The organism is Cryobacterium sp. M25, assembly GCF_002929635.1.
Lineage (GTDB): Bacteria > Actinomycetota > Actinomycetes > Actinomycetales > Microbacteriaceae > Cryobacterium > Cryobacterium sandaracinum.
In genome coordinates this window covers 105,251-124,702 of the sequence record NZ_PJJU01000056.1, presented here as the reverse complement: position 1 = coordinate 124,702, position 19,452 = coordinate 105,251, and the positions used below count along the sequence as shown (strand labels likewise).

At 63.1% G+C, this 19,452-nt stretch carries 25 protein-coding genes; 16 read left to right on the top strand and 9 right to left on the bottom strand.

Annotation, left to right across the window (positions count from 1 at the left end):
- The first annotated feature begins 37 nt into the window (after window positions 1-37).
- Window positions 38-526 (top strand): DUF2510 domain-containing protein, encoded by a 489-nt coding sequence (locus CXY81_RS12575; protein WP_104195029.1) that lies wholly within the window; start codon window positions 38-40, stop codon window positions 524-526.
- Between the two features lie 132 nt (window positions 527-658).
- Here the strand turns inward: CXY81_RS12575 and CXY81_RS16460 are convergent, their stop codons facing one another.
- Complete coding sequence (locus CXY81_RS16460; protein ID WP_158252065.1) at window positions 659-1,033, bottom strand: hypothetical protein; 375 nt, start codon at window positions 1,031-1,033, stop codon at window positions 659-661.
- A 67-nt stretch (window positions 1,034-1,100) separates the two neighbouring features.
- Between CXY81_RS16460 and CXY81_RS12565 the strand changes: the two genes are divergently transcribed.
- The 7 genes from CXY81_RS12565 to CXY81_RS12535 all read left to right on the top strand — a co-directional run bounded on the left by CXY81_RS12565 (window position 1,101) and on the right by CXY81_RS12535 (window position 5,044).
- Window positions 1,101-1,331, top strand: a complete 231-nt coding sequence (locus CXY81_RS12565; protein WP_104195027.1) for a hypothetical protein — start codon at window positions 1,101-1,103, stop codon at window positions 1,329-1,331.
- Between the two features lie 70 nt (window positions 1,332-1,401).
- Window positions 1,402-1,680 carry a hypothetical protein gene (locus tag CXY81_RS12560; protein ID WP_134544673.1) on the top strand — a complete coding sequence of 93 codons (279 nt, stop codon included), beginning with the start codon at window positions 1,402-1,404 and terminating at the stop codon, window positions 1,678-1,680.
- Between the two features lie 81 nt (window positions 1,681-1,761).
- The gene (locus CXY81_RS12555; protein ID WP_104195025.1) at window positions 1,762-2,043 is read left to right on the top strand and encodes a hypothetical protein; all 282 of its coding nucleotides are present in this window, start codon (window positions 1,762-1,764) and stop codon (window positions 2,041-2,043) included.
- A 610-nt stretch (window positions 2,044-2,653) separates the two neighbouring features.
- Complete coding sequence (locus CXY81_RS12550) at window positions 2,654-3,250, top strand: primase-like DNA-binding domain-containing protein (RefSeq protein WP_104195024.1); 597 nt, start codon at window positions 2,654-2,656, stop codon at window positions 3,248-3,250.
- A gap of 112 nt (window positions 3,251-3,362) precedes the next feature.
- On the top strand, window positions 3,363-3,860 hold the full coding sequence (locus CXY81_RS12545) for a hypothetical protein (protein WP_104195023.1): 498 nt from the start codon (window positions 3,363-3,365) through the stop codon (window positions 3,858-3,860).
- 83 nt (window positions 3,861-3,943) lie between these two features.
- Window positions 3,944-4,570 carry a hypothetical protein gene (locus tag CXY81_RS12540; protein WP_104195022.1) on the top strand — a complete coding sequence of 209 codons (627 nt, stop codon included), beginning with the start codon at window positions 3,944-3,946 and terminating at the stop codon, window positions 4,568-4,570.
- Between the two features lie 48 nt (window positions 4,571-4,618).
- Window positions 4,619-5,044 carry a hypothetical protein gene (locus tag CXY81_RS12535; RefSeq protein WP_146067693.1) on the top strand — a complete coding sequence of 142 codons (426 nt, stop codon included), beginning with the start codon at window positions 4,619-4,621 and terminating at the stop codon, window positions 5,042-5,044.
- Window positions 5,045-5,052: 8 nt separating this feature from the next.
- Here CXY81_RS12535 and CXY81_RS12530 read toward each other — a convergent pair whose 3' ends face one another.
- Window positions 5,053-6,153: an HNH endonuclease gene (locus CXY81_RS12530; protein ID WP_104195020.1), complete on the bottom strand. Its 1,101-nt coding sequence runs from the start codon at window positions 6,151-6,153 to the stop codon at window positions 5,053-5,055.
- 215 nt (window positions 6,154-6,368) lie between these two features.
- On the opposite strand from CXY81_RS12530, the gene CXY81_RS12525 reads away from it, so the two are divergent.
- The 6 genes from CXY81_RS12525 (at window position 6,369) to CXY81_RS12500 (ending at window position 10,840) form a co-directional block, all read left to right on the top strand.
- On the top strand, window positions 6,369-6,971 hold the full coding sequence (locus CXY81_RS12525) for a hypothetical protein (RefSeq protein WP_104195019.1): 603 nt from the start codon (window positions 6,369-6,371) through the stop codon (window positions 6,969-6,971).
- A gap of 110 nt (window positions 6,972-7,081) precedes the next feature.
- The gene (locus tag CXY81_RS12520; RefSeq protein WP_104195018.1) at window positions 7,082-7,693 is read left to right on the top strand and encodes a hypothetical protein; all 612 of its coding nucleotides are present in this window, start codon (window positions 7,082-7,084) and stop codon (window positions 7,691-7,693) included.
- A gap of 107 nt (window positions 7,694-7,800) precedes the next feature.
- Complete coding sequence (locus CXY81_RS12515) at window positions 7,801-8,352, top strand: hypothetical protein (RefSeq protein ID WP_104195017.1); 552 nt, start codon at window positions 7,801-7,803, stop codon at window positions 8,350-8,352.
- 149 nt (window positions 8,353-8,501) lie between these two features.
- Window positions 8,502-8,933: a hypothetical protein gene (locus tag CXY81_RS12510; RefSeq protein WP_104195016.1), complete on the top strand. Its 432-nt coding sequence runs from the start codon at window positions 8,502-8,504 to the stop codon at window positions 8,931-8,933.
- Window positions 8,934-9,170: 237 nt separating this feature from the next.
- On the top strand, window positions 9,171-9,338 hold the full coding sequence (locus CXY81_RS12505) for a hypothetical protein (protein WP_104195015.1): 168 nt from the start codon (window positions 9,171-9,173) through the stop codon (window positions 9,336-9,338).
- 293 nt (window positions 9,339-9,631) lie between these two features.
- Window positions 9,632-10,840, top strand: a complete 1,209-nt coding sequence (locus CXY81_RS12500; protein WP_166786662.1) for a Fic family protein — start codon at window positions 9,632-9,634, stop codon at window positions 10,838-10,840.
- A gap of 119 nt (window positions 10,841-10,959) precedes the next feature.
- On the opposite strand, the gene CXY81_RS16455 is transcribed toward CXY81_RS12500, so the two are convergent.
- From CXY81_RS16455 to CXY81_RS12495, 4 genes are all read right to left on the bottom strand, one after another.
- Window positions 10,960-11,118: a hypothetical protein gene (locus tag CXY81_RS16455; RefSeq protein WP_158252064.1), complete on the bottom strand. Its 159-nt coding sequence runs from the start codon at window positions 11,116-11,118 to the stop codon at window positions 10,960-10,962.
- 1,018 nt (window positions 11,119-12,136) lie between these two features.
- Complete coding sequence (locus CXY81_RS16170) at window positions 12,137-12,574, bottom strand: hypothetical protein (protein WP_134544668.1); 438 nt, start codon at window positions 12,572-12,574, stop codon at window positions 12,137-12,139.
- Between the two features lie 285 nt (window positions 12,575-12,859).
- Entirely contained in the window at window positions 12,860-13,090 is a 231-nt protein-coding gene (locus tag CXY81_RS16165; RefSeq protein WP_134544665.1) for a hypothetical protein, read from the bottom strand.
- Window positions 13,091-13,583: 493 nt separating this feature from the next.
- Window positions 13,584-14,150: a hypothetical protein gene (locus tag CXY81_RS12495; RefSeq protein WP_104195014.1), complete on the bottom strand. Its 567-nt coding sequence runs from the start codon at window positions 14,148-14,150 to the stop codon at window positions 13,584-13,586.
- A 426-nt stretch (window positions 14,151-14,576) separates the two neighbouring features.
- Here CXY81_RS12495 and CXY81_RS12490 point away from each other — a divergent pair, with 426 nt between their 5' ends.
- Window positions 14,577-15,410, top strand: coding sequence for a site-specific integrase (locus CXY81_RS12490; protein WP_104195013.1), 834 nt, complete (start codon window positions 14,577-14,579; stop codon window positions 15,408-15,410).
- A 363-nt stretch (window positions 15,411-15,773) separates the two neighbouring features.
- Here the strand turns inward: CXY81_RS12490 and CXY81_RS12485 are convergent, their stop codons facing one another.
- Complete coding sequence (locus CXY81_RS12485) at window positions 15,774-16,607, bottom strand: shikimate 5-dehydrogenase (protein WP_104169515.1); 834 nt, start codon at window positions 16,605-16,607, stop codon at window positions 15,774-15,776.
- 60 nt (window positions 16,608-16,667) lie between these two features.
- Complete coding sequence (locus tag CXY81_RS12480) at window positions 16,668-17,678, bottom strand: LacI family DNA-binding transcriptional regulator (RefSeq protein WP_104195012.1); 1,011 nt, start codon at window positions 17,676-17,678, stop codon at window positions 16,668-16,670.
- A gap of 170 nt (window positions 17,679-17,848) precedes the next feature.
- On the opposite strand from CXY81_RS12480, the gene CXY81_RS16730 reads away from it, so the two are divergent.
- On the top strand, window positions 17,849-18,097 hold the full coding sequence (locus CXY81_RS16730; protein WP_304481852.1) for an ATP-binding cassette domain-containing protein: 249 nt from the start codon (window positions 17,849-17,851) through the stop codon (window positions 18,095-18,097).
- A 152-nt stretch (window positions 18,098-18,249) separates the two neighbouring features.
- On the opposite strand, the gene CXY81_RS17060 is transcribed toward CXY81_RS16730, so the two are convergent.
- Window positions 18,250-19,140: a hypothetical protein gene (locus CXY81_RS17060; RefSeq protein WP_104195010.1), complete on the bottom strand. Its 891-nt coding sequence runs from the start codon at window positions 19,138-19,140 to the stop codon at window positions 18,250-18,252.
- Between the last annotated feature and the right edge of the window lie 312 nt (window positions 19,141-19,452).

The window sequence follows — 19,452 nt, the reverse complement described above, 5'->3', positions numbered from 1 at the left end:
AGCTACGCGCACCTGTGGTGGCGGGGAAGGACACACTGTGACAGATCATACGACCACACCACAACCATCCGGGTGGTACCCCGATCCGAAGTCCGAGACGTCCAACCAACTGCGCTGGTGGAATGGAACCGACTGGACCGAGCATGTGAAACGCGATATCCCTGCGGCCCCGCGCCTCAAGAGAAGGTTCCTCAGGACCACAGCTTCCAGTGTCAAGCGGCCAGTGCCCCGGTGGCGATTCGTTTGGAGCTACATCTGTCTAGGCGTCGCGGTAGCTGCAACCGCCTACCTCATCTACAGCTATTCGGTCCATATCCCTAAGCTGCTGAAGTCGAACCCGGCGGACCCGGGTTGGGCGTCGCTCGGATTCTTTCTGACCCCGATCATCATCGGTCCGTTCATGGTCATACCAATGATCGCCTCGATCATCCTGAGGTGGACATGGCTGAACATCACCGGCCTTGCCGTCATGCTGATGCTGCTTCCGGTTCCGTACGTGTTTGAAGCGGTTGGGGTAACGAGATAATAGTGTTCAGTCTCTGCGGGGCGTGAGGGTCGGGGTGAGTGGCGAGCCGACGACGGGGGAGCTGGGACCGCCAGTGAGAACTCTTTCTGGAGCCTTGATGCCTGCCCCCCCACATGTCTACGCGTTGCCTCGTTAAACCTGAACATTGACTCGGAACGACTCGAGGAACGTATCGACCTGATCGTCGCGGAGCTCGAGCAGCTGCAACCGGAGGCAGTGTGCTTCCAGAAGGTGGTGGCTAACTCCCTGGCCGAGTGTGTTCCGTCGCGGATCGCGGCAGCCTTGGGGTGGCGCGGTGTGGCCGCTGGCACTTTCAACGAGGGGCTTGGCCAAGAAAACGAGGGAACGCAAATGAGCAAAGTCATCCGAGCAGTGATCGTCGGGGTGGGCGTCACAGTCCTCCTGGTCGGCGCGCTGATTGCCGTGGTCGTCATCTCCGGCGATCCATCCCGCACCGATCGAGAGAGCAGCGGCTGCGCTGAAACCGGCGCCTGGGTGGACGGTCACGCAAACCAGCACAGAGCCCCCACGTCGGATCTGCCTGGGTGGCGTGGCGTGCCCGTCGATCCTCCGAATGTGGAGCATCCCCGCACAGCTGAGCGCGGCGGAGTTCCTGGCGCTCGTCGATCGCGCCGGGTGGGAGTTCCCCGTCACGGGTGACTGCGAGCCGCAAGCAAACATCTTCGGCGGGCAGACCCTCTGCGAGGCCCGCGGCACCGACGGCGGGTTCGACATTGTCATCGCCCAGATGGTTGACCGTGACGGCGGCCCGCTGGTGTGGCTGTACGTGGAGGCTGCCCGCTGAGTACGTCATCATGATCCATCCCTCCACGGAAAGCGGCTACCAGCCCTGACACCAGAAAGTGAGCATCGCCATGAGCCTCGTCCAGACCATCGTCGTCAAACCGGCTAAGCACTTCGACACCATCGCCGCGGCGGCGCTCGCGTCCGGGCTCGCCATGGCGCACGCTGACCTCAGCTGCGACCCCTGGCACAGCTGGCTCAGCGGCAGCTTCACCAAGAGCGTGCGGCGGGTCAAGCGCCCCATCGAGCTCGAGCGCATCCGGGCCCTCGGGCTCGAGAACGCAGAAGTCACCGTCGGCGATGCTGTAGCTCTCGCCTTCGTGCCGGCGCGCTACGAAGACAACCCATGAGAGATCAGCCGGCTATAAGTCTCCGGCCTCGACCTCGCCCACGACGCTGACCGGTTCACGCTCAGCCCTCGCCTCGGCGCCGTGACCCCGCACATCGAGATCAACGCTGACGTGGCGATGTCCACCGGCAAGACTTCTGCCCAGGTGGCGCACGCGCTGGGTGCCTGGTTGCTCGCGCAACCCCTCAGCACCCGCCTGCCCTGGGCCAGCGACCCGGGGATCCACATCGGCGAGGTCGGCTTCGCTGCGTACGCCGCAGAGGAGTCCGACGACGCCTCGATCATTACGATCCTCGACCACGGGCTCACCGAGATCGCGCCGGGCACGGCGACGGTGCGGGTGTATCTCGATCTGCTCGTCTGAGGCTCGCTCTCGGACCGGTGAGCACGTTCAGCACGCTAGGACGGCCATTTGAGGGTGAAAACATGCCCTCAGGCGAAACGTACCGGCGATCGAGCGCCCAATACGGTCCGCGGCCGCAACACGTCGACGCCACTAAAATCCCTGATGAGGGTGGTAATCGCTCACTCAGAAGGCCTGCGCGCCGAGAGGGCGTACCGACGATCTGTACCGCCGAAAAAAGACGTATTTGCACGTTGACCAGGGGAAACGGTCCAATGTACCGTATGTACCGCCATTCTGGAGGTTTCCTTACATGTGCGTGTGCGCAGGCGCGCATGTGTAGGGTTTCCCGGATTACGCGGTACATACGGTACATCTCTCTTCTTCTCTCTTACTTATTAGCTAGAAATCAAGAGAAAAAAGCCAAAAGCCGCTGATTTAGCGGACCGGCGATGGAAAACCAGCCGCAGATCGCCGGTACGTTTCCAACGGCCCTGAGCTGTATAAATCGACCCTCATCAGGCAATCCATCCCAGCGAGCCCGGACCGGCGATTTATTTCATCGCCGGTACATCGCCCAAAAACGCTGGCTAAATCCGAACAAGTACACAGAGACTAGGAAGTGAGCGCCATGCGAAACACCGAGCAAACCCTCAACACCGCCATCGGCGAGCTGCGCTGCATCAACCCCGACCGGCCAGCCTCACTCGACGAACTCACCGCCTTGAGCGCCGTGCGCAACTGCATCGACGAAATGCTGCGTGCCTGCGTAAACGAGCTGCGCACCGATCCGCAGACCGCCCGCGACTGGCCGACGATCGCCTACGCGCTCGGATCGTCGTCGGTGAACGCCACTCGGCAGAAGTATGGGTCAGGGATTGCCCCTGCCGATGAGCACGTCCTGAACTTCTGGGACACCTTCGCCGAGGACTTCGTCTGGGGCTTCCTGCCCATGACGTTTCTCTACGCCCTGTACGAGCAGTGGATGACCGTTGAGTTCCCCGACGAAGAAGCCCTCCTGGGGAAAGCGTTCACCCGGCGGCTGAAGAAGGTCGCAACCACATCCGGTGAATGGGCCTATGTCCGAACCCGCACCGGGTCGCTGATGGACGAGGCTGAGCCTCTGACGCAGAGGGTAGGCCGCTGGGCTCTCAACGAAGCCGGGGGAGGCCAGTACGGACTCCGCCGCACTGCCACGCTGATCCGGCACTCGTCCGCCGTGGCCTGACTCGTCGCTGACAACCACACATCCGGCTCACCCCACACATCTCAAACAAGACGTGCGTCTGATCCGCGATCACCGCACCGACGATAGATTTGACACCAAAGGGAGAAATGCCATGTCACGAGAGACGAACCCCGCGGCCAGGCGTCAACTGCCGATCCCTACCGCTACGCCGGTCAACAACACGGCTACCCCGGCTGCCCAAGCCCAAGCTGGCACAGTCGCCGCGCTCGGGCACGATGTCGCGCAGCGCGTGCTGCAACTCCGAGACGATGACCTCCGTGAGCGCGAGCACCTCGCCCGCATCCTCATCCACACTGTGCTGGAGCTTTCGAGCGAACACCTCGCGGAGCTGGTCAGAGAGCCGGCGCACATAGGGACCCCTCGCTGGGACGCATTTCTTCAGGCTCTCGTCGCGTGGCGCTGCCAAGGTGCCCGCCCCAGGATCCAGACGCCCCCGTGGGCAAAAGAGACCCGCATCGACGAGGCATGGGCCCCGTTTGGAGGCTCCATCCGAGACGACGGCTGGTACACGCTGTCGGTGCTCTCAACCCCAGCCGCGTTCCTACATCGGGGAATCGTGCTCGATCGCAAGAATCTGGAGGAACTCTAGTGGCAATCGTCCGCAGCAGCCTGACTCGTCGCTGACAACCGCGAATCCGGCCCCCGCACATCCCAAACGGGCAAGTTTGCTGCATGCGCAACAGTCACCAACCCCTCCGCACCGCCCTCGCGGAGCTGAACAACCTGAGCACCAGCGATCCCGCCACCCTCGCTGAGCTGGCCGCGCTGAGCACCGCCCGCGACTGCATCGACGAGCTGCTGCGCACCTGTATCGCCGAGCTTCGTGCTGATCCCGAGAACGCCACACCTTGGCCGGCCATCGCCGCAGCGCTCAGCTCAGCGTCGGCCTCCGCTGCCCAGAAGCGCTACGGCGGCAAGCCCCCAGCTGCCACAGCAGCCTGGCTGGCCAACGCCCAGGCCGACAGCCAGATCCTCGCGTTCTGGCAAGCCTTCGCTGAGCTGTTTCGCTGGGTCTTCCTGCCGGTCGATTTGCTGCACGCGCTCTACGCCGACTGGTTGAGCGACGAGTTCCCGGCTGACGGGCCGCTCTTGAAGAAGGCGTTCACCCGCCGTATCAAGACGGTCGCTACTGCCTCGGGCGAGTGGCTCTACACCCGCTCGCGCCCTGGCTCGATGATGGACGCGGCTGAGCCGCTCACGGCCCGTGCGCACGGCTGGAGCAAGAACGCATCCGACGTCGCGCTGTATGGCCTGCGCCGGAGCGAGCCCGCGGCCCCGGCACGGATTGTGGACGAGTAACGTGATGCTGCAACCGCCCACTGACGACCGCGGCTCCCGACATGGAAGGTGATGATGAACGCCAAACGGCCCGATCCAAAGCCGCTGGAGCCACGGCAAGCCGCCGCTCGCCTCAGCATCGCGACCAAAGATCTCCCCAACCTCGGACGGCCGTGGACCCGCGCCGACGTACAGGCGCTGCAAGCCGAAAAGCCCGCCTGGCTCACCGAGGCACGACGCCGACTCGGCGCCGCAGTGAAAGCCCGCAGGCGCGCCGAATACGAAAAAGTCCTGAAACTCAGTCGCCGAATCCAGGACGCCGGCTGGGTTACCGCGAACGACGGCACCAATGAAGCAATTCCCCTGTACGACTCGCTCGCGCTCCGTGCCCATCACGAGTGGGGCGTCAAGCTTGACCTAGCGGAGGAAGCCGTCGACACCCTGCTGCCTCAGACCAGCGGGATGATCTTGGACGACAAGGCGACTGAACCCTAAGAGGCTCATCAAGGCTGAGAACGCCGCCGATCAGCAAGGCGCCCCATTGTCTCGAAGAGTGGAGGCGCAGCGACGACCGCTGAGATAGGGGTCGCGGAGACGACCGCTGGGCTACTGGGGACCTTTGAACCCTTCGATCGGTTGCACCGCCAGCAGAGCGTCTGAAGGTTTTCCGGCGTGCTGAGACCACCTTTGGACACCGGCATGATGTGGTCGACCTCGAGCAAGAGGTGTGGCTCGGCGGCCACCGAGACCCTGCACTGCAAGCAGGCGTAGCGGTCGCGCTGCTTGATCTCGCCCCGGAGTCGCACCGTCATCAGCGCACGCTGCCCGGCGGCCGACTTCGTCCAGCGGATCTTCTGGACGAGCGTCGCGGACAGCGCATCAAGGGTGGGAGTGTCGAATTCGATATTCGACGCCTGACCGCTGTTGCCTCCTGCGGAGGTGTACTGGAACTTGTAACGCGGGTACGGCACCTCGATGGGCGACAGGTGGGCGCCGATCTGGTTCCAGAACTCGTCGGCGTAACGCTTGAGGATGAACTTCGGCGGGTTGATTCTCGCGGTGATCTCTGCCTCGCGACCCTTGACGTTGGAGACCGCCTCCTCCAGGCGAGAGATGTCCGCGGCGATACGCTGAACCTCAGCCAGGGTCTCCTGGTCGGCCTTGATGGAGAAGTACTTCATGACGTACTTGATCGGCTCGACGCTGGCGTTGCGCACGACCTGGAGCGATGTGTTGTGCACTTGCGGCGCGTAGACGGAGACGTTGCGGTCGCGCCGGTTCTTCCACGCCGAGTTGTTCTCGAACGTCGCCAGGTGCGCATACTGGCCCCCAGAGGACGCTCCCAGCTCGAATGAGCCTTGCGAGCGGATCTCGGCTACATAGTTCACGACCTCGTTGTGCTCGGCGACAACGACGGCGATCTCGGATCGCAGCGTATGGAACTTCTCGGAATTGAAATAGCGAGCTTTGCGGACTTTCCAGATGATCGGGCTGGCGATCAGAACCAGGGCGAGCCCGACCAAGGCGGCAACACCGCTTCCGGTAGTCACGCCGAGGACGAGGGGTGCTGCAATGAGCAACATGATGTAGATCGGTATGGGCATGATGCCATCTTTCTGTGATGTGACGTCGACAAGCTCATTCTGGCGGCATCATCCGACACAAACTTCTCGTATCCCAGCAGAAACGGGTCAACACCTGACCGACATTGCTGTTCCGGCGGTTCCGATTGCCGTCCACACGCACCAAGCGACAAAGCACCACCCCGCCAGCCAATACGCTGAGCGGGCACCGACACATCCCTTGGGGGGAACCAGCCATGACCAAATTCCGATGCACCATGCTCACCGCCACCGCAGCGCTCACACTCGCCGCACTCCTCACCGGGTGCAGTATCGCCGCCGGTGACGTCACCGCGCTCATCCCGAGCGCTGGTACAGCGACGGCAACCCCGACTCCCACGCCAGCCCCCGACGCTCTCGTCGGCGACGTCGTCACGGCGGACACGCCCCTCGCGGACGGTCAGCGCACGTACGCGATGGCAGACGGATCACTCGTCGTCATCTCGTCAACCGGCCCGGTTCCGGATGCTGTGCTCGCGGACGCCAAGGTCGGCGCCATGGTGTTTGCAACTACAGACCTGGACGGTGCTGCGCAAAACAAGTCAATGATCCAGCAGCAGGATTCTCTTGCAGAAAAGCTGGGAGGTACCAAGTCCATCATGATTCAGCAGACGATGGGGTTCACCAGAGACGATCCGCAGGGCGGCGAGCCTAGCCCGGTCTACGTCATGCTGATTGCCGGAAAATACGTGGATAGCTCCATCTCACATGACCCCGCCGCCGTAACTCAGACAGCCAATGACTACATCGCGAGTCACGGCGGAGTCGACGCCGGCTGGAAGATCCTGAACCTGTTCTAGGCGCTGTCCTGGCTGCCCACGGTGGGTACCTCGACGATCCCGCCCACCAGCAACACGCCTTGCCTGCCAGGCACCACACACTCAGCAACATCCCTTGGGGGGAACCAGTCATGAACACCATCCGACGCACCATCCTCACCGCCAGCGCAGCGCTCCTCTTCGCAGCACTCCTGACCGGGTGCAGTCCCGCCAGCGGTGACCTGGCCGGACTCATCCCCACTGCTGACCAGGGGGTGGGCAGCAAGACGGCAACTCCCACGCCGACCGCGATCCCCGGCGACCGCGACGGCAACGGCAGCCTGTCCGAGTTCGAGAAGCAGATCCTGGCCCAGAACGCCCCGCGCGACTACACGATGCCGGGCGGCAGCGTCGTCCAGATCGACCCGACGCAGCCGCTGCCTGCTGCTGTAGCGGCGCACATCGCCGGAGTCGCGACGCCGATCGTCGCGCAGCTCACTACAGCAGACGAAAAAGCCAGTGTGATCCGCGCGCAACTGGCCGCGCTGATCGCTGAGCAGACTGCGGCGACCGGCCGGGGGATCGTGATCTTCCACCACGTGTGGAGCGCCGGCGCCAACTGGGGCCCTGCCGAGTATTGGTGGGTGGGCGACTTTCCGGGCAAAACCTGGCCGGTCCTGGCAAGCGATGACCGGGAGACGAACCTCGCCGCGGTGACGGCGGCCGCCGCCGCCCGAAACTACGAGCTAATCGTCATCGACTGAAGCTGGTCGCCTCGGCTCGTCAGAGGTGCCATGCAAGATCGAGATACAGCGCTGACGCTGCACCAGCTAACTATCCGGGGGGATCGCACTATGGGGACCACGAGCACATGCTGACGTTGATGCACGCCTCGAAAGAGGAAATCACCCGAGCGCACCACGCGTATCTCAATGGGATCAGCGATGCGCAGGGCCGCATCCGCGAGCACCTCTGGGAAACCGGCGGTCCCGAGGCAGATGGCAGCATCGAGAGCCTCCGGGGCATCGGCCAGTGGTTCCTGGCGCACCTCCCGGAAACCGCCGAGCCGTTGGCTACATCGTGGATTCCGGCCTGGTGGGATCCCCAATCTCCGCCCGCTGGAGACGGCGTCGACACGCACGCCCCTTTCACCCGGCAACAGCTGCGCCTCATCGACGAGGTCCACGCCTACGTCGCCGAAGTCGTCATGACTCATGTTCCTGGAGCTGAATGGGTCGTGTACAAGGGCTGCAAGAAGGACGTGCGCAATGGAGACACCGTCATCCAGCTGAACAAGCGTCGCCAGTTCTATCCGTTGTCCCTTGTCTACAAGGCGGCTCTCAACGAGGTGCTGCTCGACAAGCCGGTGGAGGCGGCGCTCTTCTACGACGTCGTGCGGCAATACATCAGCGACGCGGATTGACAACGAGGTCCCGGCGCTGAGCCCGCGCTGCCGATCGGCTTACGGACACCCTCATTTGAGCATCGTGGGCTGCCGCCCGCCGCCCATCGACCAAGCCCGTTGATAAAGTCATCAACGCATTGCCTCAAGCAATTTGCTACCGTCACAGCATGAGCGCAACCGCAGTTCTGGCCTGGGCAGGGATCCTCGCGCTGTGGTCGGCCCTCGTCGTTTCATGCACTGTGCTCTTGGGTCGCGGCGCTTACATGACCGTGTACTTCGCAGCATCGGAAGAGGCACTCGCAGAAGCCCGGACCGGCAACCTGTTGATCCTCGGCAGCTCACTTGGCCTGTTCCTCGCCGCGCTGTGGGCGCGACGAATGCGCGCGCCGCTATGGGCGTGCATCCTGGTCGCTGTTCCGGCGGCGCTTGTTGGGGGGCTGACACTTCTTGCTGGCCGCACACTCTTTCCAGAGCTCAGTTACCTTCTCGCGGTGCCCATTGCTGCTGCGGCCCTCATCAGCGTCCTGATCCTTGCCCGGCCGATCCGCCGCCACCCAGTGACGATTGAACGTGCGTCACCCAGGTCCGACGAGGCCTGACCGTGCAGCCATCGCAGTCACCTGGCCGGACGCTCCAGCCGAGAGTTACCTGAACACCTGATTCATTGCGGAATCACGTGACTTCTGGAGGTATCAGGTTCACAGCCCGCGTGGAGGGTTCGATGGATCTCGATATGCCACTTGTCTCTGTCTCCGGTCGAACCGAGGCGCCGGAGTCTGACACCCCTCGTACGATGTGTGTGATCAACCTCTCGAAAGCAGCGCGAAGGAGTCCGAATGCCCGACGCAATGATCCAGGTGCGAGTCGACGCCGACCTCTTTGAGGCCGCGAAATCAGCCGGCGCTGTCGCCGGCCGCAGCGCGGCGCACCAGATCCGCCACTGGGCCCGGATCGGGCGCGAGTTCGAGAACGCTGAGGACCTCACAAGACAGCCGACAAGCTAGAAAAGCTCGGCACCTGATCGCGACACCGGGCCCTCCAACCGAAAGTTACCTGAACACCTGATTCATTGCGAAATCGCGTGTCTTGTGGAGGTATCAGCTTCACAGCCCGCATAGAGAATTCGATGGGTCTCGCTTCCGCGACAATCTGGTCACGCACGCTCTGGTCGCTCGGGTCGCGCAGTTGTGGCACCGCACACGTCTGCTAACCATTGCAGGAGCTAATCACCACTGTTCTCGCTCTAATTCGTGTTTAGCGACAACAAGCACCATCTAGATGCGGTAAAGTTGTGGTTATGAACGCTGCGATCACCAACACCGCTTGGCCTCCACACGGGGTGGAGACTCTGCCCTGGCGTCAGCAGGTACGCGGCGGCACGCGTGAAGACCGGGTGCTGAGTTCGGTCGACGCGACAATCCCGCCACTGATCCAGACGCTCGACTACATGCCGCCTCTGGCAGTGTTGCTGCAAACCGAGAAAGCCCTTCTCGCCGTCGCGCAGGCTGACACGGACGCGGAAGGCCATGCTGCTGCATTGAGCCGTTTCATGGTGCGTACGGAATCTGTGGCCTCCTCGAAAATCGAGCGCATCTCTGCATCTGCGCTGGACTACGCCCAAGCGGTTGCAGGCAACCGGGGCAATGCCTCGGCGATGAGCATGGTCGCCGCCTCGGCTGCGCTTCATGAACTCATCACCACCGTTGAGCAGCACAAGTGTTTTGAGCTGGAGCACATCATCGACGCGCACCGCGCGCTGATGAAGGATGACCCCGACGAGGCGAGCTACGCAGGTCGTCTGCGGGACATGCAGAACTGGATCGGCGGAAGCGACTACTCACCGCGGGGTGCCCTCCACGTGCCGCCGGCGCCGGCGCGAGTCGCTGAGCTGATGACTGACCTGGTGGCGTACCTCAACCGCGACGACGTTCCAGTGATGGTGCAGGCCGCGATCGGCCACGCCCAGTTCGAGTCGATCCACGCCTTCACTGATGGCAACGGTCGTATCGGACGTGCGCTGGTATCCGCTGTACTGCGTCGCCGCGGCGTCACCCGTAATGCCGTTGTGCCTCTGGCCAGTGGTCTCCTCGCCCGCCGCGACGACTACTTCGCATCGCTCGGCGCGTACCGCCTGGGCGACCCTGCGCCGCTGGTTGACTTGTTCGCGCGCTCAGCGCGTGCTGCTGCCGAGTGCTCGCGCGGCACCATCGCTCGCCTGAAGGCGATGCCGGATCTTTGGGCAGCAGAGCTGCGCCCTCGCGCTGGATCTGCGGCCGCCGCACTGATTCCGGCGTTCTATGACCACCCCGTGATGAGTGCAGCCGAGATCGAGGCACGGTCCGGGTCCGTGGCTTCTCAGGCATACCGGGCCATCGACCAGCTCACCCTGGCTGGGTACATCCAGGAAATCACCGGGCGCAAGAAGAACCGAGTGTGGGCTGCGTCCGAGGCGCTGGCCGAGCTGGATGATCTTGACCGCCGCATCCAGGCCGCGATGATGGCGTGAAGTGGAGACTCGCGGACGCAACGCGCACCGAGGTTTTGTCTAACGGTGTCGAACTGCGGCATGCACTCGAGGAAAACATCTAGCCGGTTACGAGCTCGCTGTCTTGGCGAGAAAAGAAACTACTTCGCGGCGGGTGTCTGAGAAAGCTTGACGATCCACTTTGGCGTCTCCACGCCGACGCGGCGGTCTGCGTTCACTCGAACGCGCGCGGCTACGGCCTGAGCTTTCGGGCTAGGTCGGCTGTCGCTCTGACGTTGCTGAATCTCGTTGATCGTCATGGTGTGCCTCCTGTTCCTGTACTAATTATGCGCGGGGGAGCCTGAAAAAACCACGTATGGCACCAAAGATTCGAGCGCGGATGCCCGTTGGTATAGGCGCATCATCGTCGTCAGCGGACGGTGCTTCGCTGGCAGGTGCTTCGTAGGCAGGACCAGCGGATACTCCCGTGGGCCCCTTGTTCAGGAACCACTGCGTTGCCGCTTCGATAAACGCTCGTTCTGTCTTGGTCTTCGATTCGAGCGCGTCGAGCACTTCGAGACCGGTTATCTGCGTGGTCTCCTCCGCCGCCAGGGTCAGGTTTAATGCGTACTCGGCGCGCTTCCACCATTGCTCCTTGCGGGCGTTCTTCGTCGTCGCGATGTAAGCGATAACGGCAGCGACGACGGCCAGGCACCCTGCGAACCCGGGAGACTGTGCGAAATCCGGGAACCAGAAGAGTTACGTGCCGCAGAAGTCGCGCAGATTGTCGAGTACCGGGCCCATCCGCCCAGCATGCCAGAGACAGAGAACGAGCCGGACGTAAATCCGCAATGACGCGCTGCCAGCCCCCTTTTTCTGCGCAGCCTCATGTCGGTTCAAGGGGGTGGTTTTTTACCCCCGATAATCGCACTTATCCCTACTATCGGCGTCAGACCGAGGCGTTGTAGGTCCGGTGGCTCGGTTAGCGCCAAAGGCGCCGCTGAACGACCGGCTGACCCCGGCACATGCGTACCGCAAGACACCCCTGTTTCTCATGAAATCAACGCCCGTAGGGTCGCTGAGACAAATCTGTCAGCAGCAATGCGAGACACACGAGATGCGACACTCTGGGAATCGCTGCCGGAGCCTCCCGACGTCGAGTGGCAAAGTCCCGTCGTTCGACCGTTAGATGGACAGCCAAGGTGACTGATGACGGTGGTCGCGTCGGCCTGGGCGAGATACCCGATATCGGGACCGCGCTGATCAGGCGACCTTCACCTGGCATTATCTCGGGCGGATATGTGCCACACCCCATGCTGGGAGGCCAAGGCTGTGCGCCTACGAATTGAGATTGTCCTCGACGTCCCATGAATAGACGTTGGTCGGACAATAGCCCTTGTGCATGAAGAAATCGATGACAAACTCGTGCCCGGATTCGCATCGAAAATAGACAAGGACGGTCGCCTCTCGGACTGCTGCCGCCCCCGGGTATCCATCACTTGGAGCATTCCTGCGGATGGCCTTGCCTGTTCTGATGTCGACATCAACGCTAGAGTCCGTGTCCGGACCACCGGGCGTCGTAACTCGGACTGACACGGGATTGACCTTGACAGTCGCGCATCGGGCGCATTGTAAGAACGCGATTTCAGGTAGGGAGTCGGGCGAGGGGCTTGCGTAAAGCAAGGGCACCATCTGGCCAATGGACATGCCCTCCGTTTTCGCCTCAACGTCGAGAGATATTCTCGGGTACGTCCCGCGCTGCTGGTTTGCTGTCATTCCTACTCCTTTGGTGGATTGCCGCGATTACGACGTTGCAGAGTTGCCGACACGCCCCTGGACTGCCGTTTCGAGAAGCCGCTCGGCCTCGATCTTTGGAAGGACTGCCGGCTCAGCCATCGGCCCAGATTCCGAAGTCTCCGACGTTGAGGATCGTTCGTGCCGCAGGAACGTTGCGGGTAATTGAGGGGATGGCTTTGCCGATCCAGTCGACGTTTGCGTGCCAGACGCCTGCCACGACCACGTGACGGAGTCGCGGATAGAGGGATCTCGCTCAACGAAACCTCACGATTTCAGACCCCGCTCAACCAGGTTGTGCATTGCCTGATCTTGAGCGAGGAAAATGCCAGCGATGTTCTCCGCCAAATTTTTTTGTTGGACGCCGGTGAGCTCTTCCCAGCGTGGCCGCTGCCCACTAGTCGCAGCCGATTGCTGTTCTGCCAGACACCGAGCTGTCTCGTCGACGAGTTTGACTCGATACAGGGGCCACACTTCGCGCCAGTTTGCTGCACTCATTTACTTCCTCTTGACCCGGATGAGCTGCGTGACAATTCACAGGCAGGAACTCCGCTATGCCCAATTTTATTCAGCGAGACCTTCGACTAGTAGTCAACTCATCTCTGAGCACAATCGGGCCTAGGTGAAGCTGATCAGACGCGCCCTATGTCGAGAACAGTCACCCAAACAATGCTCGACTTTGGCCATGCGAACTTCACGAGTTGGAACTTCACGAATTGGGCGTCCGTCAAAAGGCCAGCGCTTGCTACTTGGGACGCGCGCCGTGATTCCGCTCGCAGCCGCAGCACGTCACCGAGCAGATGAACTCGGCATGACTATGAGCGACTACGCAGTGTCGCTGATAACTCAGGACATCAATCGGCCGCAATTCGCTCCACATCTCGCAGACCAGAGCGACGACAAGGCTCGCATCCCCGCCGCCTAACTCGAAAGTGTCCGCCGCTGTCGCGATGGGCTTTTCTCGCCTTTCTCATGCGCCGGCATTAGGTACTCACGACCAATCGTCCGACTCGACGATCTCGATCACGTCGTGGACGTCGCCGCCGTGGCGGAGCCACTGCACCGGGGTCTGGGGGCCCTCGGCGACGAGGCTCGACTGAACCGTGGCGAAGAAGCCGGCCGCGCTTTGCCAAGTCCATCTCGGGGTAATGACCTGGAGGATCTCGGTGAGCCCGGGCAGAAGCTTGTCCGGCGATCCAACACTGAACTGCCATGTCGGGAAACGGAGCCGGCCTGATATTTCGATCGCATACAGGCGCCCCTCCGCGACGGCAGCGCGAACGGTTTCCTCGTTCCAGTCCAGGAAACCTGTGACGACCTCCATCGAGCCGGTTTCGAAAAGGCCCAACAGCCATCCCTCAGTTACACCAACCTGTAGGCGTCCTCGGTCCACGGCTGCCGACGTCTCGGCCCACTCTTCAGCGCTGAATGCGCCCGATTCGATCAGGAAGCGGACCTCGTTCCCGGACAGCCTCTCGAGTGAGATGGGCCTCATCGCGAGCAGCATGTCCGTGAGTGCTTCCAGGAAGTATTCCGGGTCATTCGCCAGTCGAGCCACGGCTTCTGCGAGGCGCCGGATGGCGTCCTCCGAGACATGTACCGCCCCCGGTCCCGAGCCAGTTCCGTTAGTGGAATCGGCGGGTGCTGGGGAGTGCGATTCCGTCATGATTCGAATGTTTGCATCCCCCGCGGGGGAAGGCAAGACTGATTGGCTTAGGAAAGCACACCCCGGCGAATTGGACCTGATGAGTGCTATATGACCCGATCAAAGTCGTATTCGAGTTCACATTCGCCATCAGCACCTACATTCGCCTGGTCAACGCAGGTGGGGCTAGAAGCACGAGGCAATCACTCGTTTACGAGTGGAACTGAGGACGGGCAACGTCTTCAGTTGGCTGGCGTGCAACCGATGAAATTGCTCGGAAAATTGGCAAAATTTCGTGCTTCTTGAGCGTTGCGCGACCACTTAGTTGCCAGTTCGTGGATGTCAGCTGCCCAGAGTCGGCCCCTCAGCGCTCTGCTCGTCCTCGACCTCGACGAGCTCCGCGCGGAAGCGCTGCAACCTTCCCGCGCGCATGGAATTCTCGCCGTCATCCTCGACGGCGCGGTGAAGGACAAACGGATCACGGCGAACCCGGCACGCGAACTCAAACTGCCCCGTAGGACCAGCGGCCGGCGCGCATACCTCTCGCACCAGCAGGTCGAGCGGCTGGCGGTGGAATCGAAATACCCTGATTTTGTTCGCTTTCTGTCGTACACCGGTCTCAGGTGGGGAGAGGCGACCGGGCTCAGGGTTAGGCACATCGACCAGGCTACGCGGCGCTTCCGGATCGAGGAAAACGCCGTCAGTGTGAACGGCTTGGTCGTGGTCGGCACTCCGAAGACCCACGAGTGCCGCTCGGTCGTCTATCCGGCGTTCCTGGACAGCGCGATCGCAGACGCGAGCCGGGGCAAGAGCGCCGACGCGCTTCTCTGGGGTGATGGCGTGATTCACCTGACCCAGGGCCACGCGCACAAGGGCTGGTTCATGGGCGCCGTGATGCGTGTGATTGCCGCGGAGGAGAAAGCAGCAGCAGAGGCCAAGCGCCTCAAACGGGAGGAGCCTCCGATCATGCCGCGGGTGACGCCGCACGACCTGCGGCACACGGCGGCATCACTAGCGATCAGCGCGGGTGCGAACGTGAAGGCGGTGCAGCGGATGCTCGGCCATGCTTCAGCCGCGATGACTCTCGATCGCTACACCGACCTGTTCGAGGACGACCTGGACGGCGTCGCTGAGGCACTCGACGTCGCGCGCCGCGAACGGCTCCAGCAGTAACGCAGCGGTAACGGAAAGTCTGCGAGCACCTGTTTTCTACTGTGAGCAAACGGGCGCTATATCCTCGTAAACCAGTCGATTCGGGGGTGTCGGGCGATGGACACTGACACGCAATATGGGTTCAAATCCCACCGGTACCGCCACAGGGTTGTTCTTAGAACTTATTGATTCTGGTCCTAGAACTAGTCTTAAAACGAATGGCCTCCGAGATTTCGGAGGCCATTCGTCGTTTCCGGCGTGGATTATCCTCGCGGGGAGAGATTTCCTGAACAGGATCCCCCGAAGGCAACGAGGGTCCCGGTCAAGTCACGTGAACGCCGACTGAAGCAACCTGCTTCGGCGTTGACTTGGTTCAGGCGCGCGCTACCGTGCGTGAGTGCGGGCGAAGGCGGATGCCGCGGCGACCTGCTCCGGCGCCGGCCGCACCCCGGTGTAGCGCTCGAACTGTTCCGCTGCCTGCAGAGCGATGACCTCGGCCCCCGTGATCACGGTCTTGCCTGCCGCGCGCGCGGCCAGGATGAGCGGAGTCTCCGCGGGCAACGCCACCACGTCGAACACGCAGGTCGCGTCGGCGATCGCCTCGGCGGAATAGGACAGGTCGTTCGCCTCGGCACCGCCGGTCATGCCGATTGGGGTGACGTTCACGAGCAGAGGTGCTGTGAGACCGGTCGGCTCGGCCGCCCAGCGGTAGCCGAGCTCGGTGGCGAGAGTCCGGCCTCGGGCCTCGTTCCGGGCGATTAGGGTGCCATGCTCGAACCCGGAATCGCGGAAGGCCGCGGCGACGGCCTTCGCCATTCCGCCGCTGCCGCGGAGCAGGAACGGAGTGGTCGGGTCGAGGGCGCGCGCGCGGATCAGATCGGCGGCGGCGATGTAATCCGTGTTCGAGGCCCGCAGGCAACCGTTGTCGTTGACGATCGTATTGATCGACGCGATGGCGCTCGCCGAGTCATCCAACTCGTCGACCAGGGCGATGACATCTTCCTTGAAGGGCATCGACACGGAGCAGCCACGGATGCCCAACGCACGCACGCCGCCGATCGCGGCGGCAAGATTCGTCGTGGTGAACGCCTTGTAGATGAAATCGAGCCCCAGATCGGCGTACAGGTAATTGTGGAAACGCGTGCCGAAATTGCTGGGCCGGGCGGCCAGGGAGATGCATAGGCGGGTGTCTTTGTTGAGCAGGGGCTGCAGTGTCATGCGGTCAAGTTTAGGAGCGGAAGCGCCAGCGGAAGCCCGGGTGGGAGGAGCGGGACCCAGTCAGCCGGCGGTGGACTCCCGCACGATCAGCTCCGGTTGGAACTCGATCTGCTCGTGCACGAAATCGTCGCCGCCGGCCGCTTCGCGCAGCAGCAGGTCGACGGCCGTGTGGCCGATCAGGGCGCTCGGCTGGCAGATCGAGGAGAGCGGCACGATGGCTGCCGCCGCGAAAGCGATGTCGTCGTAGCCGATGAGCGCCACTTCTTCGGGGACCCGCACATCGCCCAGCATGCTCAGGGCCTGCAGCACGCCGATGGCGAGCAGGTCGTTCGCCGCGAACACGGCGTCCGGCCGGTCGACCGGGTCGCGGGCGCGCAACTGCTCGCCTACGAAACGCCCCTGCAGCACCGAGAGGGACTCCGTGCTGATCACCTCGAGCGACACGTTCGGATGCTCCCGCACGGCCTGGCGCGCGCCCTCCAGCCGGTCGGCAACCTGACGGATGCTCTGCGGCCCACCCACGAACGCGATCCGGGTGCGCCCAATCGAGGCCAGGTGCTCCGCGGCGAGGTGCCCGCCGGCCACGTCGTCGACGGCCACGGAGGAGAAGCTGTGGTCGGCCGTCTGCCGGTCGACGAGAACGGTGGGGGTGCCGCGGGCGCGCAGCCGCACGAGCCGGTCCCCGACCTCGCCGAGCGGTGAGATCAAGACGCCGTGCACACGCTGCTCTTCGAACAGGTCGAGGTAGGCACTCTCCCGGTCGATGTTCTCGTCGCTGTTGCCGAGGAGCAGGGTGAGACCCTCTTCGGCGGCCCGGTCCTCGGCGCCGCGCGCGACATCCGTGAAGAACGGGTTGGCGACGTTGAGCACGACGAGTCCGATGCTGCGGCTGCGGCCGGCCCGCAGTTGCCGGGCAGCGTCGTTGCGCACGAAGCCGAGGGCGGAGATTGCCGTCTGCACCCGCTCCACGGTTGCCGGGGAAACCTTGCCCGGCCGGTTGAGCACATTGGAGACGGTGCCGACCGACACCCCGGCGCGAGCCGCGACTTCGCGCACACTCACCGTTGCCATCGTCACCCTTTCGCCCTGCGCTTTGCTGCCCCTAGGTGAAGTGTAGATCACCGCGCCGCAGATTGAAACGAATCAATACACGAGACCCATTCGAAGTCTCGGTCGAATCTCATTTGGGGAATTGCACTTTTTCTGCTGTTGACGGATGCCCCAACCTCACCCTATATTCGGTGAATACACGTTCTCTGAAACGATTCACCCTTGCCGGTGCCGTTGAGGCATTCGGACCGGTCGTCGCCCTCGCAGTCGGGAACATCGAAATCCTCCCCGGTTTGATCCATGCCCTGGTCGGCGAGAATGGGTCCGGCAAGTCCACCCTCGTGAAAATCCTGGCCGGGCTCTACCGCCTCCAGGCCGGTGAGTTCCAGGTCGACGGGCAGCCGGTGTCGTTCCGCGCCCGAGAATCGTGTCGCAGGTGAGCACCGACCCGTACGGTCCGTCAGTGGGCAGCGGCAAACACAACGAATCGGCTGTGTGCTCCGGCGTGAGCCGAGCGAACCGTTCGCTCGCCGCGGTGGGGTCCGCGCGGTGATGCGTGATCAGGATCGGGTCGATCGCGCGAGGCGGCCGCTCAGGCCCAGAGGCCGATGCTGAGCTGGAGGTGCGCGTGGCTGCCGAGCACCGCCTGCCCCATCGGGGCGATGGGAACCGGCAGCTGCCATTGCCCGTCGCTGGACTTGCCCGGTGCCCAGTCGAGCTGGTTGGGCAGCTCTGCCTGTTCGGCGATTCGACCGGCGAGGGTGCTGCTCCACTCCCAGGTCACGCTTCTGGCCGCGCCCTTGTCGTTCACCTCGACGTCGACGATGAGCGTGTCCTGCCAGTCCGCGATCTGCTCGAGGTGGTCCCCGAAACCGAGGATGCCGCCCGTCTCCTTGAGTGAGATGATCTTGAGGTCGAGGGCGTAGCGGCACTTACGCACGTTCTTCGGCTGCAGGAAGATTGTCATCAACGGGACCGGTGACAGGGGCCCGGCGATGCCCTTCTCCGTGGCGTTCAGATCGATCGGGCAATAATGATCGGCCGTCTGCTCATGAATAAGCACGGGCACGCCACGGATGGCCAGCCTCGCCTCGCCCTGCCAGATGCGGTCCCTGCGATCGAGCTCCACCCCGTGCAGGGCGACCTCCACCCACAACCCGCCGGACAGGAAGCGGGAAAGGTTCTGGTACGTTTCCTCGGAGTTGACCAGGCCGTATCGACCCGAGTGGGAGCGATGGATGTAGGCCCGCGCACCCCCGTACACGTACGCGTTGCGGATCGCGACGAGACCATCGCTCTGCACGCCCATGACCGCGGACGACAGCCCGGCGGCCACGGAATAGTCCCGTGAATTCGTGCCGACGATGCTGAGGATGCGGGAGGGAGGGAAGGAGCCCACCATGCGCCGGGGGTCCCACCGGCCCGTTTTCGGGTCGGTTTCCCGGGCAGGGTCGTGGGTGGCCGGCAGCATGTACTCCTGCATGTGCCGGGGGAGAAGATATTGCTGCCCAGTGGCCTGAACCGGTCCATGAGCCAGCTCCCGATCGGCCCGCCGAGCTCGGCGGAGATTCCTCCATGCGGGGTCCCGATCGTGCAGAGTTTCGACACCGCTTCGGCGGGGTCGGCCAGTTCGCGCTGCAGGACGGTGCGGCAGATCAGCCCGCCCATGGAGTGGGCCACGAGGTAGACGGGTGGTCCGCCGCGCGTCTTGGCTTGCACCAGATCGATGAAATCGACGAGACCCCTGGCCGCGCGGCCGATGTCGTACGATTGCGGCTCGACCCCGAATGTGTCC

Bases quoted from the DNA above. Each gene is read 5' to 3' on its own strand.
- CXY81_RS12565 (WP_104195027.1), top strand. From the start codon at position 1,101: ATGTGGAGCATCCCCGCACAGCTGAGCGCGGCGGAGTTCCTGGCGCTC.
- CXY81_RS12560 (WP_134544673.1), top strand. From the start codon at position 1,402: ATGAGCCTCGTCCAGACCATCGTCGTCAAACCGGCTAAGCACTTCGAC.
- CXY81_RS12550 (WP_104195024.1), top strand. From the start codon at position 2,654: ATGCGAAACACCGAGCAAACCCTCAACACCGCCATCGGCGAGCTGCGC.
- CXY81_RS12545 (WP_104195023.1), top strand. From the start codon at position 3,363: ATGTCACGAGAGACGAACCCCGCGGCCAGGCGTCAACTGCCGATCCCT.
- CXY81_RS12540 (WP_104195022.1), top strand. From the start codon at position 3,944: ATGCGCAACAGTCACCAACCCCTCCGCACCGCCCTCGCGGAGCTGAAC.
- CXY81_RS12530 (WP_104195020.1), bottom strand. From the start codon at position 6,153: ATGCCCATACCGATCTACATCATGTTGCTCATTGCAGCACCCCTCGTC.
- CXY81_RS12525 (WP_104195019.1), top strand. From the start codon at position 6,369: ATGACCAAATTCCGATGCACCATGCTCACCGCCACCGCAGCGCTCACA.
- CXY81_RS12520 (WP_104195018.1), top strand. From the start codon at position 7,082: ATGAACACCATCCGACGCACCATCCTCACCGCCAGCGCAGCGCTCCTC.
- CXY81_RS12515 (WP_104195017.1), top strand. From the start codon at position 7,801: ATGCTGACGTTGATGCACGCCTCGAAAGAGGAAATCACCCGAGCGCAC.
- CXY81_RS12510 (WP_104195016.1), top strand. From the start codon at position 8,502: ATGAGCGCAACCGCAGTTCTGGCCTGGGCAGGGATCCTCGCGCTGTGG.
- CXY81_RS12505 (WP_104195015.1), top strand. From the start codon at position 9,171: ATGCCCGACGCAATGATCCAGGTGCGAGTCGACGCCGACCTCTTTGAG.
- CXY81_RS12500 (WP_166786662.1), top strand. From the start codon at position 9,632: ATGAACGCTGCGATCACCAACACCGCTTGGCCTCCACACGGGGTGGAG.
- CXY81_RS16455 (WP_158252064.1), bottom strand. From the start codon at position 11,118: ATGACGATCAACGAGATTCAGCAACGTCAGAGCGACAGCCGACCTAGC.
- CXY81_RS16170 (WP_134544668.1), bottom strand. From the start codon at position 12,574: ATGACAGCAAACCAGCAGCGCGGGACGTACCCGAGAATATCTCTCGAC.
- CXY81_RS16165 (WP_134544665.1), bottom strand. From the start codon at position 13,090: ATGAGTGCAGCAAACTGGCGCGAAGTGTGGCCCCTGTATCGAGTCAAA.
- CXY81_RS12490 (WP_104195013.1), top strand. From the start codon at position 14,577: ATGTCAGCTGCCCAGAGTCGGCCCCTCAGCGCTCTGCTCGTCCTCGAC.
- CXY81_RS12485 (WP_104169515.1), bottom strand. From the start codon at position 16,607: ATGACACTGCAGCCCCTGCTCAACAAAGACACCCGCCTATGCATCTCC.
- CXY81_RS12480 (WP_104195012.1), bottom strand. From the start codon at position 17,678: ATGGCAACGGTGAGTGTGCGCGAAGTCGCGGCTCGCGCCGGGGTGTCG.
- CXY81_RS17060 (WP_104195010.1), bottom strand. From the start codon at position 19,140: ATGCAGGAGTACATGCTGCCGGCCACCCACGACCCTGCCCGGGAAACC.